At 68.2% G+C, this 15,074-nt stretch carries 12 protein-coding genes and 3 pseudogenes; 3 read left to right on the forward strand and 12 right to left on the reverse strand.

Going from position 1 to position 15,074, the window contains the following annotated elements:
* Positions 1-34 precede the first annotated feature (34 nt).
* The 8 genes and pseudogenes from HUO13_RS27680 to HUO13_RS27710 form a co-directional block, all read right to left on the reverse strand.
* On the reverse strand, positions 35-1,462 hold the full coding sequence (locus HUO13_RS27680; RefSeq protein WP_211903203.1) for an MBL fold metallo-hydrolase: 1,428 nt from the start codon (positions 1,460-1,462) through the stop codon (positions 35-37).
* A gap of 163 nt (positions 1,463-1,625) precedes the next feature.
* Positions 1,626-1,895, reverse strand: a complete 270-nt coding sequence (locus tag HUO13_RS27685) for a metal-sensitive transcriptional regulator (protein ID WP_011873679.1) — start codon at positions 1,893-1,895, stop codon at positions 1,626-1,628.
* A gap of 434 nt (positions 1,896-2,329) precedes the next feature.
* A pseudogene (locus HUO13_RS27690) lies at positions 2,330-3,356 on the reverse strand (IS3 family transposase); the annotation flags it as partial.
* 347 nt (positions 3,357-3,703) lie between these two features.
* Positions 3,704-5,014 carry an MFS transporter gene (locus HUO13_RS27695; RefSeq protein ID WP_249124109.1) on the reverse strand — a complete coding sequence of 437 codons (1,311 nt, stop codon included), beginning with the start codon at positions 5,012-5,014 and terminating at the stop codon, positions 3,704-3,706.
* The gene (locus tag HUO13_RS27700; RefSeq protein ID WP_211897945.1) at positions 5,011-6,195 is read right to left on the reverse strand and encodes an acyl-CoA dehydrogenase family protein; all 1,185 of its coding nucleotides are present in this window, start codon (positions 6,193-6,195) and stop codon (positions 5,011-5,013) included. The genes HUO13_RS27695 and HUO13_RS27700 overlap by 4 nt, the downstream gene beginning before the upstream one ends.
* A 9-nt stretch (positions 6,196-6,204) precedes the next feature.
* A complete protein-coding gene (locus tag HUO13_RS27705) occupies positions 6,205-7,761 on the reverse strand; it encodes an acyl-CoA synthetase (RefSeq protein ID WP_211897946.1) in 1,557 nt (518 codons plus the stop codon).
* Between the two features lie 29 nt (positions 7,762-7,790).
* On the reverse strand, positions 7,791-7,994 hold the full coding sequence (locus HUO13_RS37750) for a hypothetical protein (RefSeq protein WP_249124110.1): 204 nt from the start codon (positions 7,992-7,994) through the stop codon (positions 7,791-7,793).
* 51 nt (positions 7,995-8,045) lie between these two features.
* Positions 8,046-9,107: a M20 metallopeptidase family protein gene (locus tag HUO13_RS27710; RefSeq protein WP_249124111.1), complete on the reverse strand. Its 1,062-nt coding sequence runs from the start codon at positions 9,105-9,107 to the stop codon at positions 8,046-8,048.
* A gap of 203 nt (positions 9,108-9,310) precedes the next feature.
* Here HUO13_RS27710 and HUO13_RS27715 point away from each other — a divergent pair, with 203 nt between their 5' ends.
* From HUO13_RS27715 to HUO13_RS27720, 3 genes and pseudogenes are all read left to right on the forward strand, one after another.
* Complete coding sequence (locus HUO13_RS27715; protein ID WP_211897947.1) at positions 9,311-9,916, forward strand: TetR/AcrR family transcriptional regulator; 606 nt, start codon at positions 9,311-9,313, stop codon at positions 9,914-9,916.
* A 31-nt stretch (positions 9,917-9,947) separates the two neighbouring features.
* Positions 9,948-10,072: pseudogene (locus tag HUO13_RS37755) on the forward strand (IS630 family transposase); the annotation flags it as partial.
* A 328-nt stretch (positions 10,073-10,400) separates the two neighbouring features.
* Positions 10,401-11,581 (forward strand): IS3 family transposase gene (locus HUO13_RS27720; protein WP_249124112.1). Its coding sequence is split into 2 segments (ribosomal slippage): positions 10,401-10,685 and positions 10,688-11,581, totalling 1,179 coding nucleotides; the frame shifts between segments, so codons are not numbered across the junction.
* Between the two features lie 191 nt (positions 11,582-11,772).
* Here the strand turns inward: HUO13_RS27720 and HUO13_RS27725 are convergent.
* The 4 genes and pseudogenes from HUO13_RS27725 to HUO13_RS27740 all read right to left on the reverse strand — a co-directional run.
* Positions 11,773-12,375, reverse strand: coding sequence for a TIGR00730 family Rossman fold protein (locus tag HUO13_RS27725; protein ID WP_211897948.1), 603 nt, complete (start codon positions 12,373-12,375; stop codon positions 11,773-11,775).
* Positions 12,376-12,386: 11 nt separating this feature from the next.
* Complete coding sequence (locus HUO13_RS27730; protein ID WP_211897949.1) at positions 12,387-13,562, reverse strand: cytochrome P450; 1,176 nt, start codon at positions 13,560-13,562, stop codon at positions 12,387-12,389.
* On the reverse strand, positions 13,559-14,320 hold the full coding sequence (locus HUO13_RS27735) for a tRNA-dependent cyclodipeptide synthase (RefSeq protein WP_211897950.1): 762 nt from the start codon (positions 14,318-14,320) through the stop codon (positions 13,559-13,561). The genes HUO13_RS27730 and HUO13_RS27735 overlap by 4 nt, the downstream gene beginning before the upstream one ends.
* 460 nt (positions 14,321-14,780) lie before the next feature.
* A pseudogene (locus tag HUO13_RS27740) lies at positions 14,781-14,984 on the reverse strand (nicotinamidase); the annotation flags it as partial.
* Between the last annotated feature and the right edge of the window lie 90 nt (positions 14,985-15,074).

Below are 15,074 nucleotides of genomic sequence, written 5' to 3' on the forward strand. Positions count from 1 at the left end.
CTTCGGCATCCTTCCTCGGTTGTTGCGGGTCGTGTCAGGAGGCGTCGGCGATCGGCACACCCGCTTCGGCGGCGGCGTCGAACCGGTCGTCGATGACCACGACCGTCCGACCGGCGGCCTCCAGCAGCGACGCCGCGGCGGTCGCCCGGTATCCGCTGCCGCAGTGCACCCACACCACCCCGTCGGGGACCTCGCCCACCCGGTCCTTGACTGCGTAGAGCGGGATGTGCACCGCGCCGGTGACGTGCGAGGCGGCGAACTCGTTGTTGGTGCGCACGTCGAGCACGACGTCGGGGCGGGGCAGGCCGTCGGTATCGCCGGCCAATGCGGCGGCCAGATCCGCGAACGTGGCCGTCCGGGTGCTGCGCAGCTGGCCGGGGTCGGCCGCCAGCTCCTCCGACCGGCCGACGGCCGCCGCGGCGAACTCGTCGATCCCGATCCGCGCCAGTTCGCGTTGGGCCTCAGCGACCTGTTCGCTGGAGTCACCGAGCAGCGTGATGGGCGCGCCCCAGTCGATCATCCAGCCGAGCCAGGTCACCATCGGTCCATCCAGCCCGAGGCTGACCGTGCCCGCCAGGTGCGAGACCACATATGCCTTGCGGGAGCGCAGGTCGACCACCCACTCGCCGTGCTCCAGACGGCGCTTGAGCTCTTCCGGCCGAGCCCGGGCCGGAGCGCGCAGGTCCACCGGTGGCGGTCCTGCGGTGTTCTTCACACCCATGTGCGCGTAGTAGGCCGGGTAGGCGTCCAGCCCCGCAAGCGTCTGCTCGACGAAGTCGCGTTCCGCCAACGTCAACGCGGGGTTGATCCGCTTCTGCTCACCCAGCGTCGCCGAGTCGCCGGAAGCCTGAGTGGCCGAGCAGAAGCTGCCGAAGCCGTGAGTGGGCCAGAGCTGCGCACCCTCGGGCAGGATCTCGGCCAGTTTCCGCGCGGACGCGTACTGGTGGCGCGCCAGCTCCTCGCTGTGCTGCTCACCCAGCAGATCAGTGCGCCCGGTCGTGCCGAACAGCAGCGACCCGCCGGTGAACACGCCCACCGGGCCATCCTGGGATTCCAGGACGTAGGACAGGTGGTGGAACGTATGCCCAGGGGTGGCCACCGCCCGCACCCGCATCCGCGACGACAGCTCCACCACTTCGCCGTCCCTCAACTGCCGACGGTCGAACGGCACCTCGTCCGCGGCCGCCAGACCGTACTCGGCACCGGTCAACCGGGCCAGCTCCAGACCACCGGAGACGTAGTCGTTGTGCACATGCGTTTCGAGCACCAACGCGACGCGCACACCCAGCCGGCCGGCGGTGGCGATGATCCGGTCCACGTCCCGCTGCGGGTCGACCACCACGGCCACCTCACCATCAGTGGCCAGGTAGCTGCGGTCCCCGAGCGAGGACGTCTCGATCACCTCGACCGCCAGCCCACCGGCGAGCCGGTCTTCCTGCTTGACCACGTTGACCGCCGTCACCACGCAACACCCCTCTCGATCTCGTGCCCGGCATCGATCCACGTCGGCTTCCCGCCGCAGACCGACGCCGCAGTGCTTGCTCCAACATGAACCCGTTATACCCCGGGGGGTACATACCCAAACATGACTCCCCGATGGAGGAGCTCAGAGCCGAGTACCACCCTCAAGCGAGGGCGAGGAACAGCCGCTCCAGCTCCTGCTCGGTCATGGGCGGCTCCTCCCCATCATCACGAGCCTTCTGGCAGTAACGCATCCCGCTGGCCACGATCTTGAAACCAGCACGGTCCAGAGCACGGGAAACCGCGGCCAACTGCGTCAGCACCTCTGCGCAGTCGCGCCCCTCCTCGATGGCTTCGATCACGCCGCCCAACTGCCCGCGCGCCCGGCGCAGCCGCGCCAGCGCGTCCCCCACCAACTCCGGCTTCATCTCCATGACGAGCACCTCCAACACACAGCATAACAGGCATACCCCTGGGGGTATTCCATTCCGGGTCGAGGAGGCGGTCCGAATGCAGCGAAGGCTCGCAGCCACCGCTCCGGCACAGACCCGTTGACGTGCGAGTCAGGCGGGCACGAACAGGTCCCGGCAGTCACCCGCTCACAACGACATCGCGAAACCGATTGGCTGCTGGAGCGCCACCGCCTGCCCGGAGCACAAGGCCGCCGCGGTCAGCAGACGGCAACCACGACCGCACCAACTCGCCCGTCCGGACCCAGCCACTCAAACCTGGTCTGACCTTCCACGGACTTCGCCACAGCCACAAGACCTCGGATGATCGAAGACCGAGCCGCCTGCCTCGGCCACACCCTCGACGAGCTGTCCGCGAGGTCGACTCCGGGCCTTGCCACCGGATGTTGGGCACGGGGTTATGCGGCTTCGGGCAGCGTAGTCGATGACGGGATCAGGCTGTTCTCGTAGGCGATCGGGGATCGCTGACCGAGGTGGGAATGACGACGGCGGGTGTTGTAGCGGTGCAGCCGGCCGAACGCGGCCAGTCGCGCGTGGCGTTCACTGTCCCAGCACCGGGTGCCCTGGAGGGTCTCACGCTTGAAGGCCGCGTTCAGGCTTTCGGCGGCGGCGTTGTCCGCGGAGCTTCCCACCGCGCCCATGGACTGGATCACCCCAGCTTTCTGGCAAGCGTCGGCGAACGCTCGAGAGGTGTACTGCGCCCCGTGATCGGCGTGAAAGATCGCGCCGGCCAGGCTGCCCCGGGTGCGTTCGGCGGCCCGCAATGCGTCGATTACCAGCTCGGTGCGCATGTGATCGGCGATGGCCCACCCGACCAGCCGGCGCGAGCACAAATCCATCACGGTCGCCAGGTAGCAGAACGTCCCGTCGACGATCGGCAGATAGGTGATATCGCCGGCATAGTGGGTGTTCGGCGCCCCGGTGGTGAAGTCCCGCCGGATCAGATCCGGGGCCTTGGCCGCCGCGGGGTCGCCGATCGTGGTGCGGTGCCGACAGCGCTGCCACAGCCCGCAAAGCCCGATCCCGCGCATGACCCGGGAGACCCGCTTGTGGTTGACCAGATGCCCGCGGTGATCCGCGGGACGCCGTAGGTGCCGCCCGATTCCCGGTGGACCACGCGGATGCACGCTGCCAGACGGTCATCGGCAACACTACGGGCTGCCCGGTGGGCCGCGGTGGCTTTCCAGTGGTAGAAGCTGGACCGCGCGACACCGATGACCTGGCACAACCGCTTCACGCCGTAACGACGCTGGTGGTCTGCGACGAACTGGAAGCGGTTCACCAGCGCGTCTGTCCGGCGAAATACTTGGCCGCCTTACGCAGGATCTCGCGTTCCTCCTGCAGCTCGCGGACCCGCTTGCGCAGCGCGGCATTCTCGCTCTCCAGCGTGCCGGAAGCCGGTCCGACCTTCCTCCGGTGGACTGGACACCCGTGTCGATAGGAGTGTCCGCGAGTCAGATGGGCAACGACCGACTCGTCGAACGTTCTCGGCGGAGTTCGAGCGTGAGGCTGTGGAACGGGTGCTCACGTGTGGGAAAGCGGCCGCTGAGGCCGCCCGTGACCTTGGCATCTATGGCTCCGCGCTGGTCTTCCACAGTTCAAAGTACCTGGTTGCCGTGATACGCCCGGTCAAGACCGGAGCAGGAGTAGCGATCCGCGAGCCGTGGCGTAGCCGCTCGACGGCTCCAGCGAGCAAGTTCGCCACCGCGACACCGACCGCGGGGGCCAGCCCAATGGTCAGGTGCGGCGAGTTCATGGACAGCATTCCGGCTTCAGCCGGTGTGGCTGGCGCTTTCCCGGTGTGGCTGGTCGGCGCTGTCGCGGGCACAAGGGCGGTACAAGGCTGCAGAGGCGAGGCCGTTCGCCGCGGTGAGTCCGGCGGTGATGAGGAGCAGCGAGGATCGCAGACCGATCTGGTCACCTAGATATCCGGTGAGCAGTGCGTACCCGCCGTAGGCGAGGGACTCGACCAGGTAGACCGAGACGGCGAACGCCATGGCACGCAGGTGCGGGGGGACGACCGCCATCACCAGTGGGCGGTTCACGACGGGAACTTGGCCCTGGAGCAACCCGAGCATCGCGAACAGCGCTGCGTACGGGGCGATGTTCTCCGCCGTGATCTCCAGCGTGACGAAGGCGATGGCGGCGAAGCCGAGCTGGCTGACCTGGAGCATCAGGACGCGGCCGCTTCGGGGCAGTGCCACGTGGAGGCGGTCCAGGACTCGTCCCCCGAGGAGGGTGCCGACGACATAACCGAGGGAGAACGGCACCGCGGCGACCGCGGCAGTCGAGGTCGAGAACCCGCGCTCCTCGACCAGGAACACGACGCCGAAGGTCATCATCACGTTCTGACCTGAGAACAGACGCTGGGCGAGCAGGTAGCGGAAGCTTCGGATGCGGAGCAGTTCGCGAAGACCATCGCCCACTTTCCGGGCCTTGGTATCGAGATCGTCGCGACGCGGTGCGTGCCTGGCGGCGTGGTGCCCGGGGTCGTCGAGGAAGCCCAGGACTAGGACTCCGACCAGCAGGCAGACCGTGCCGGACAGGACATAGCCGTAGCGCCAGCCGTTGTCGAAGTGCGCCAGCGATCCGAACACCGGAGCGCTGGCACCGGTGATGATGGCAACCCCAGCGTAGAGGATTCCGGTGGCGCGGCCCCGGTGGTGGTCGGCGTAGACGTCGCCGAGGATCTCGAGGGCGATGGCACCCGAGCCGGCGAATCCGGCGGCTCCGATGCCGTAGAGCACCAGGAACGCGGTGAAGTTCGTGGACAGGCCCGCGGCGATGATCCAGACGCCCCAGAACCCGGAGCAGATCGCCAGCACGGATCGCCGCGAGTACCGCCGGCCCAGCATCGCCCAGGGGACGCTTGTGGCGGCGCCGGCGACCTTGGCGACCGCCGTGATCGCACCCAGTGCCGCCGCCGACAACCCGAAGGCGTCACGCATGAGCGGGAACATCACCGTAGTGATGCTGTTCTCGGCGTTGTCCATGGAGGTCGATGCGGTGAGCAGGGCGAGGTTCTTACCGCGCGACAGGCGCGTCCCGTGTCCGGGTGCTCCATTCGGCCGGTCGGCGCTCACCGCGCCGCTCCGGCCGCGAGCCCCTTGGCGATCGCGTTCTTGTGGATCTCAGTGGTGCCGGTGACGATCCGGAACATGCGCAGGGTGCGGAAGATCTGTTCCACCTCGTGACCCCGCGTGACGCCGGTCTTGCCGTGGATCTGCACCGCGAGGTCGGCCACCCGGAAGGCGGCCTCGGCGGTGAACAGCTTGCACATGTTGGCCTCGACGACCACCGGCTCACCGCGGTCGGCCTGAGCCGCTGTTCCCAACACCAACGCGCGGGCGGCGTGCAGGTCGGTGGACATCTGAGCGAGGTGGTGCTGGATCGCCTGCAACTCGAGCATGGGGCCGCCGAAGACGGTGCGGCCTCGGGCGTAGTCCAGCGACAGCTGGAGGGCGCGCCGGGCGAGGCCGATCATGGTTGGGCAGTGCAGCAGTCGGTTCATGTTGATCCGGCCGACGCCGACCTGGAGTCCCTTGCCGAGGGGACCGAGCACGTTGGTGGCGGGCACGAAGCAGTCCTCGAGGAGGACATCGCCCTCGATGTGCTGGCCCGACATCGGGGTTTCGCCATCGAGCACGGTGCAGCCCGCGGCGTCGAAGTCGACGAGGAACGCGCTGTAGGTCTCGTTCTCGTGATGGTGGCGGGCGACCACGATCGCGAAGTCTGCGAAGGGTGCGGCGGAGCTGAACACCTTGCGGCCGGTCAGCCGATAGCCGTCGCCGTCGCGTCGGGCGGTCGTGGTCATCCGGCGGATGTCGGACCCTGCTTCGGGTTCGGTGAGGGAGAAGCAGCAGGCCCGTTCACCGCGAACCACCGGGAGGAAGTACCGCTCCAGCTGCTCCGGCGTGGCGGCGTCGAGTGCCACGCCCACCCGCAGCGGCCCGCCCATGTCACCCAAGACGTTGGGGAACAGCGACGATCCGCGGGCTGCGGCTTCCTCCTTGAGCACGCACAGATCGTGGTGCGCCAGCCCCTGGCCGCCCAGCTCGGGCGGCAAGTTGATGCCGTAGAAACCGAGCTCGCGGCTGCGCCGCCACACCTGCCGCAGCGTCGCCCGGTCGACGCGGGTTTCGGCGGTGATGGCCTGCTCGCGCTCGAACGGGATCAGCTCCTGGTCGAGGTAGGTCCGCAGCTTGACGATCCACTCCTGCAGCTCGGGCAGGTGGCGGTAGTCGGGTTCGAGGGTGAAGGTCACTGGGCCTCCTCAGTTGACCCGGCGTTCGGCGCCGGTCCAGTAGGTCTCGCGGATCGCCTTCCGGTCGATCTTCCCGTTTTGGTTGATCGGCAACGCTTCGACGAAGTCGACCGATCGCGGACGCTTCATGCGTGCCAGGCGCTCGCCGCAGAACTCGATCAGCGACTCGGCGTCCACAGCAGATCCCGGACGCCGCACCGCCACGGCCTTGACCGCCTCGCCCCACTGGTCGTCGGGCACGCCGACGACGGCGGCGTCGCGGATGTCGGGGTGGCAGTGCAGCACCGCCTCCACTTCCACGCAGTAGATGTTGAAACCGCCGGAAATGATCATGTCCTTCTTGCGGTCGACGATGAACACGTAGCCGTCCTCGCGGCGGGTGGCCAGGTCGCCGGTGAAGAACCAGCCGTCGCGGAAGCTGCGTGCGGTCAGCTCCGGGGCCTCGTGGTAGCCGGGTACCACTTCGGGGCCGCGGACCACGATCTCTCCCACCTCGCCGGGCGGCACCTCTCGGAAGTCGTCGTTCACGACGAGGACCTCGGCTTCGGTGGCAGGTCGTCCGCACGAGGACAGCAGCTCCTGCTCGCCGTCCTCGATGGCGCGCCGATGATCTTCGGTGGTGAGGAACATGACCGCCGAAGTGGTTTCGCCTGCCCCGTACGCCTGCGCCAGGACGGGGCCGAAGAAGTCCCAGGCGGCGCGAATCCGGGTCGGCGTCATGGGGGCGGCGCCGTACACCACGCGTTCCAGGCTGCTCAGGTCGAAGTCGTCGCGCGAACAGGTCTGCAGGATGGAGTTGATCATCGTCGGGATGAGCAGGACGTGCGTCACCCGCTCCCGCTGGATGGTGTCCAGCACCTGCTCGGGCTCGAAGCCGCGCAGCACCACGAGGCAGCCACCGGCGAACGCGGTGCCGATGATCGGCATTCCCGACGCGTGCGTGATCGGGCCGACCAGCAGTTGCCGCCGGCCGGGGCCGACGCGGGCTTCGGAGCTGGAGGCCGACTTGCGCATGAGGGCCAGCCGGTTGCCCTGTGTCTGCACCGCCGCTTTGAGGGCTCCGGTGGAGCCGGAGGTGAAGTGCAGCACCGCGGGATCCTCCGGGCGCACTTGCGCCCAGGTCGGCCGCGCATCGGTTCGGGACAGGAAGTCGGCGTAGCTGTGCTGCGCACCCTCGGCGCCCGGGAGCCCGACCACGTGCTCGACCGGGCTGTCCGCAGCGGCGGCGACTGCCGTCGGCATGTGCTCGGGACCGGCGAGGAGGACACGGGCGTCGGATTCGCGCAACAGGTGCGCGACCTCGCCCTCGCTCAGCCGGGCGTTGATCGGGACCCGCACGAAACCGCCTTTGTAGAGCGCGAACTCGGTCACCACGAGTTCGGCGCAGTTCCAGGACAGCGTGGCGACCCGGTCACCTGCGGCCAGGCCCAGGTCTTGGAGCGCGGCGGCGAGCCGGTCGGAGTCGTGGTCGAGCTGGGCGTAGGTCAGCCGAGTCTGCTCGCAGACGACGGCCTCGGCGTCGGGTTGGTGCACCGCGTTGCGACGCAGGAACTGGGCGAGATTCACGTGTGCTCTCCTCCGGTGGATCGGGAAGGTCAGCGGGTCGCGTGTGCGGCCAGCGTTCGAGCGGCGAGAAGTGCCAGCGCGGCGGCTTGGTCGCTGAGGACGGCGTCGTCGAACACCGCGTGCGGGGAGTGGTTCGGCGCAGGAGTCCCGTCGAGGTCGGGTGGACTCGCCAGCAGCATCAGCATCATTGCCGGCACGCGCTGAGCGACGCAGGAGAAGTCCTCCGCGCCCATGGTGGGATGCGGTATCTCGACGACCCGGGCGCCGACGCCGCCCGCAGGACCTCAAGAGCGCGCTCCGTGGTCGCCTGGTTCGTTGACGACGCTCGGGTAGCCGGTGGTGATCTTCGCGGTGGCAGTGGCAGCGTGCGCCTCGGCGATCCCAGCTACGACACCGGGCAACTCCGCCTCGAGCCTGGCCAGCGCCTCGGGGGACGTGGTTCGCACGGTTCCGCTGAGGCGGGCGGCGGCGGGGATGACATTGTTGGCTCCCGTTCCCGCGGCGAGGTTGGTCACCGACAGCACCATCGGGTCGAAGGCGTCGAATCGGCGTGTGACGAAGGACTGCAGGCCCAGCACGACCTCGGCCGGCACCGGCACCGGGTCGACGGCCTCGTGCGGCCGCGAGCCGTGGCCTCCACGACCGCATACCTCGACCGAGAACGTGCTCGAACTGGCGGTGGCCGTGCCGGATCTGGTCAGGAATGTGCAACGAGGGCCGGGGCCGACATGCACGGCGTACGCCGCGACCGGAGGCTCATCGGTCAGGTCGAGCAGCCCTTCGTCCAGCATGAGCGAGGCGCCTGCGCACCCTTCCTCGCCGGGCTGGAACATGAACACCACGTTGCCGACGAGCTCGTCGCGGTGCGAGTGCAAGAGGTGTGCGGCGCCCACGAGCCCGGCCACGTGCAGGTCGTGGCCGCAGGCGTGCATGGCGCCGTTGTTCGATCGGTACGGCACACCGGTCGCTTCCTGCAGCGGCAGGGCGTCCATGTCGGCGCGCAACAGCACTGTCGGGCCCGGACTTGTGCCCCGCAGGAGCGCGACCACAGAGCTCGAGTCCGTTCCGGTGTGCAACTCCAGTTCGAGCGGGGCGAGCGCCCCCAGCACCCTCCGTTGCGTCTCCGGCAGGTGCAGGCCCAGCTCGGGATCGGCATGGCTCGCCCGTCGGAGCACCACGAGTGCGGGTAGCAGTACCTGCGCCTGGGCGATGAAGCGCTCGGCCAGCGCAGCCGCGGAGTGGGGGTCATCATCAGCGATCGCCACAGACACACTCCAGAATCGAACAGAACGTATGTTTTTGAACTGAATGTATGAGATCGTAGGATGAGTCACGCCGATGGTCAATGCGCTTCAACCACCTGGGGTCGCCGCCGCGGCGGTGGCGACGTCTTCGGGCCGGGTCTTCGGGCGCGGGGCCGCGTCCCCGGTTGACACCAGTGCCGACCGCGGTCTCGGCGCGCTGCCCTTCGCGCCGCCACCCACGCCGGGTGGGGAATCATGAGAGCGAGACCCACCGAACCGAGGAGCCGATGGAGAGGAGCCGGGCCATGCCACCGCAGTCCGGAGGCGGCGACCGGCGGGTGCGCCGCACCCGCCGCGCGATCCGCGAGGCGCTCATCGAGCTGTGCAACGAACAGAGCTTCGGTTCGCTCACCGTCGAGGACCTCCTCGACCGCGCGGACGTGGCGAGGGCGACCTTCTACGCCCACTACCGGGCCAAGGAAGACGTCCTCCTCGACATCGTGCGTTCGCTCACGGCCGATCGGGCTGCGTGGGTGGCGGAGTACGAGGCGCAGCATCCTGACGGCTTCACCGGCGACCCTCTGCGCAGCATCTTCACGCACGCCGAGAAGAACGAGGCGGTCTACCGGGTGATCCTCCAAGGCGCCGGCGACGGCCGCCCGCTCCGCGAGTTCTACGAACGCGCCAGCGACGAAGCCGAGGCGCTGTTCCGGACACGTGCCGAACAATCCGGCCACACCCCGCGCATCCCCGTGGAATTCGTCGCGCGCGCGTGGGCGGGCGAGCTGATCGGGGCGCTCGCGTGGTGGCTCAAGGGCGACACGGGATATACAGCCGACCAGGTAGCCACCATGCTCAGCGACCTCTCGGCACACGGACGCCGCTGGGCCGCGGGACCCGCATCCGGATGAGGCGTCAGGACCGCGACCTGGCGACGAGTCAGTATCGCGCTCAACCGTGGGCCGGATCGGAAGGCGTTCGGGCTCAAGCCGCATCAGGTTGACACCTTCGAGTTGTCCATCGATCCGCAGTCGAACAGGGTCCGTGATGTGGTCGGGTTGTATCTGGATCGCCGGACAAGGCGCTGGTCCTGCGTGCCCGCCTGTCTGAGGCGGTCCAACAACGTGCGGCGGCTGTGGTGTTCGCCCTGCGTGGCGGGCACCGCAACGACGTTCTGGAGCCAACGCCGGCCGACACGAGCGCTCCGGAACCGGTGACGGCAGGCGCGGAGCGCGCTGGGGGCTGATGTGCTCGCGCCGTGGACCTTTCTCGGGCCCGTCCCGGCCACCACTGACCTGCACCTGGTGCGCGCGTTGATCAGAAGCAGGGGGCTGCTGCAGGGATGTGTGACAGCCGAGATGGCTTGCCTGTGTGGCGGGCTGGAAGGATGTCGCTGTGCCCAAGCCTTATCCCCGTGAGTTCCGCGACGACGTCGTGCGAGTGGCCCGCAACCGCGAGGCCGGTGTGACTCTGGCGCAGGTGGCCAGGGATTTCGGGATTCACGAGATGACGTTGCAGAAGTGGCTGCGTGCCGCTGATGTGGAAGCCGGTGTGAAACCGGGCGCGGACTCCGAGCAGGCTCGTGAGCTGCGGGAGCTCAAGCGCCGGAACCGGTTGTTGGAGCAGGAGAACGAGGTGTTGCGGCGGGCGGCGGCGTATCTGTCGCAGGGCAATCTGCCGGGAAAATGATGTACCCGCTCGTGGGTGAGCTGGCCGCCGACGGGATTCCCGTGGCGGTGACGTGCCGGGTACTCAAGCTCCACCGCCAGCACTACTACCGGTGGAGGACCCAACCGGTCACCGATACCGAACTGGCCGAGGCGTATGTGGCCAACGCCGTGTTCGACGCCCACCGGGATGATCCGGAGTTCGGATACCGACTGCTGGCCGACGAGGCACGGGCGGCCGGGCACTCGGCGGCCGAGCGCACGATCTGGCGGATCTGCTCGAACAACGGCTGGTGGAGCGTGTTCGGCAAGAAGAAAACCCGAAGCACACAGCGTCGCGTCGCGGGGCCGGCACATGACGATCTCGTGCGCCGTGATTTCACCGCCGAGGGCCCGAACCGGTTGTGGCTGACGGACTTGACCGAGCATGCCACCGGGGAGGGCAAGCTGTATTTGTGTGCGATCAAGGACGTGTGGTCCAACAGGATCGTGGGCTACTCGATGGCCGACCGGATGGAATCGGCGATCGTGGTCACCGCTCTGGATTCGGCCGTCGCTCGTCGTGGCGCCGACGGCCACCGCGTGACCGGGTGCGTGCTGCACAGCGACCGCGGTGGGCAGTTTCGGTCACGCAGGCTGCACCAAGCTCTGTTCCGGCACCGCCTCCGCGGCTCGATGGGCCAAGTCGGATCAGCTGGCGATAACGCCGCCATGGAAAGCTTCTACTCGCTGCTGCAGCACAACGTCCTCAACCGGCGCCGCTGGAACACGCGTGAGGAGCTGCGGGTCGCGATCGTGCGCTGGATCGAGCGCACCTACCACCGCCGACGCCGCCAACCACGACTCGGACGCCTGACCCCGATCGAGTTCGAGACAATCATGACCAAGACCGCCAACCAGGCGGCCTAACCACCTGTCACCAAACCCTGCAGCAGCCCCCAGTGGGTGCGCGCCGGATGCTTCGGTGCCGGTGGCTTGAACACACTGGGGGCTGTGCGCAGCGGGACCGCGCTGCACCCCAGCTTTGGTGTCGCAGGACGTCGGTTCCTCGAAGTAGCGGTCGAGAGTGAATCGGCGACCCTGGTGAGCGGAACGGCCGCTCAGTGCGCCCGCGCCGGTTCGCTCTCACTCCGGCGGGCCTGCGGCACGACCGCCACCGTCAGCGCCTCGACCAGGTCGAGGGCCTCCGCAGCTCCGCCGACGACGTGGCACAGGTCCGTGCGCCGCGCGAACCCGCGTCGGGCAAGTCCGTCCACCATGTCCAGGAACGGATCCCAGTCACCGGCGACGTCGATCAGCACCAGCGGGCCGACGTCCAGACCGAGCGCGGCCATCGACAGCACCTCGACGACCTCGTCGACCGTGCCGTAGCCGCCGGGCAGGGCGATGAACGCGTCGGCACCGCCGATCATCATCCGCTTGCGGTCGAACAGGTCGCCGGTGAGCACCAGTTCCTGGCTGGGCAGATCGTCGGTCATCTCCCTGGCTCGCAGAAACTCCGGGATGACGCCGAGGATGTGGCCACCGCCCGCCGCCGTGCTGCGAGCGACGGCGCCCATCACACCCACCCCGCCCGCGCCGTAAACCAGGCGGTGACCCCTCTCGGCAAGCAGTCGTCCGAGGTCACCGCCCACGTCGAGGTAGCGCGGTGAGTTCCCGGTCGATGCGCCGCAGAAGACACCGACCGACAGCTTGGCCGTCATGTCGCTCCCCCTCACCAGATCACCGGAAGCCGTTCCGGCACCCGCTTGATGAACCAGGTCCGCCAGACCAGCGTCTCCACCGGAACCGCGAGTCGGAGCCGTGGCAGCCGCTCCAACAGCGCCGACAGCGCGACCTTGGCGTGCACGCGACCCAGCGACGACGCAGGGCAGAAGTGGCGGCCGCCGCCGAAGGCCAGATGCGGGGTCGGCGCGCGGTCGAGGTCGATGCGGTCCGGGTCGGAGAACACCGCCGGGTCGTGGTTGGCGCCCTCGACCAGTACCAGCACCAGCTCGCCCCGTCGGACGAGCACGTCGCCGAGCGGCACGTCCTCGGTCGCCACCCGCGGCAGGCCGTCGCCGATCGACAGGGTCCAGCGCAGCATCTCCTCGACGGCCCGGTCCATGCGGTCGGGGCTGGCGCGCAGTTCCTCGACCAGTTCCGGGCGTTGCAGCAGCAGGAGGATCGCGTGCAGCAGGAATGCCGAGGTGCTGACCGCGCCCGCTCCGAACATCGACATCGCCACCGTCGCCAACATGTCGTCGGTGAGCTCGGCGGTGCCGCGCAGTGCGGCGAACCGGCCGAGCAGTCCGGAGGCAGGGCCCGAGCGCAGCACCTCGACGATGTGGCGGTGGTCCTTGTGCCAGTTCACCGCCGAGCCTTCGAACGGGACCGGGCTGGTCACGAACGCGATGTCGATGCCGGTCATCAGCCGCCGCCAGTCCTGGGCGGGCAACCCGACGATGTCACAAAGCACGGTCGCGGAGTACGGCTCGGTGAACCCGTGGTGCAGCTCGACCGGCGGCCCTTCCCGGAGCAGATCATCCAGCAGCGCGTGTGCCCGCTCCCGCATTCGCGCGATCGCTTCCGGCGACGCCCGCAGCGCCTTCATGACCGCGGTGCGCAGCCCCGAGCTGTTGATGTTGCCCATGTTGTTGACGACCTCAGGCGGGATCGTCAGGGCGTACTGGCGGGGAACTCCTGCGGCAGCGGTCTCCTTCAGGCTAAACCGTTCGTCTTCGAGCACCTGCTTGCACAGCGCATAGCTGGAAACCAGCCAGGCCGGGTCGCCGGTCATCGTCCGTACCCGCGCGACCGGCTCGTGCTCACGCAGATGCGCGCACTCGCGCGGCACCAGGTCGCCCCGCCGGGAAAACGGGAAGTCGATCTCGGTGCGGGACAGCGTCATGAGTGGAGATCCCCTTCTGCAGCGGTGTTCTCGCCGGGGTCGCGCTGGCCGGGGATTCCCGGCGGGCGGACGAGGAGGTAGCCCTGGTTGTCGACGGCCCGCAGACCTTCGCGCGAGGAGAACAGCACGGGGGTCAGCGGCATCAGTGTGTGGTAGCAGGAGGCTGAGGAACCGACCCCGAGAATGCTCGGCGTGTCGACGAAGAACGGCATCTCGGCGAGCAGGTAGTCCATTCCGGACCGGTGTTGTTCGGGTGTTGGCCGGCTACCGCCGGGAATCTTCCCGGCGATGAACTGGTCGACCATCTTCTCGCAGGCGGACCGGAGCACGTCGTCGCTCCGGACGGATTGTTCAACTGTTCTGTGCAGATCGCGATAGGCGGGCGTGGACAAGAAATCGGAAAGAGCGCTCACTCCGATCCGAGCGGCGGTGCACTCCAGTTGCTCCATCGCCCGTCTTATCCTTCGCCGAACACCTTCCAGTTCTTTTCTCGATTTCCTCCTGGCATGCCCGGGGGTGTAACCGATAGCGGTGAGCACCGCCTCGAGGTGCATGTCGGCGTAGACGATGTCGATTGACTCGAAGAATCGGTCCGCCCAGCAGGCGAGCGCGGCCAGGCGATGGCGGCTGAAGTAGCTGTTTCCGGGACTGACACCGATGAGCGCGTGATCCCCGCGCTCCCAGATCGACCTGCAACGGTTGGTGAACGGCACGGTTTCCAACTCATGCCCGATGACGGAGACGGTGGACCCGACCACAATCTTCCCCCCTCTCTTCCGGAGCGCGCGAAGAAACTGACCGACTTTGCCAGGATGGCAGAGACGCGCGTACGGCACCGCCGCTACGGGCACGATGCGCCCGGAAGAGGGGATGAATCGGCAAATGCGGTGAAGGAAGCTACTTTCGGTACATGCGCGTTTCCGGAGCGCGGCACCCGTTGGGACAGAATCGGAAACTCTTTCGGCGCTAGAATTTTGGATGTCGTCTGACCCCGGACATGCCTCGATGAAATCGGCGACATCATCGGACGTGGCGGTCGAGCTGCGAGCACGCAGGGACGGTCGAGCGGGCAACCCTGCAGCACCATGTCAGCGCCGGCAGACGTACCACTTGCCGGGCAGCGACGGGAGATATTGGCTTCAGCAGCGACGTGGGCGATCAGAGGGCCGGAGTGCACCCGCACGCACAGCCGCCGGCGTCCATGCAGTGCGAGGGTCAGGAGTGCACGAAGTCCGGGCGCTCCGAGAAGTGAGCGCCCGGGTCGATGTGGTGGTCGCGCGTGGCGACGACGAAGCTGTAGCCCGTCTGCCCGTTCACGAAGTCGGCGATGGCAGCAGCCACGTCCGCGCCGCCGGACACGGGAACGCTGCCGCCCTCGCAGAAGTCGATCTGCACGTCGATGACGATCAAAGCTCGGTTCAAAGGATGACCGAGCGCCCCTCCCAACTTGCCGGGGGTCTGTTCGACCCAGCGGATTGCCCGCAAATCGATGCTTCGGCAGGTTCGATCGCG

It is taken from the genome of Saccharopolyspora erythraea (assembly GCF_018141105.1).
GTDB lineage: Bacteria > Actinomycetota > Actinomycetes > Mycobacteriales > Pseudonocardiaceae > Saccharopolyspora_D > Saccharopolyspora_D erythraea_A.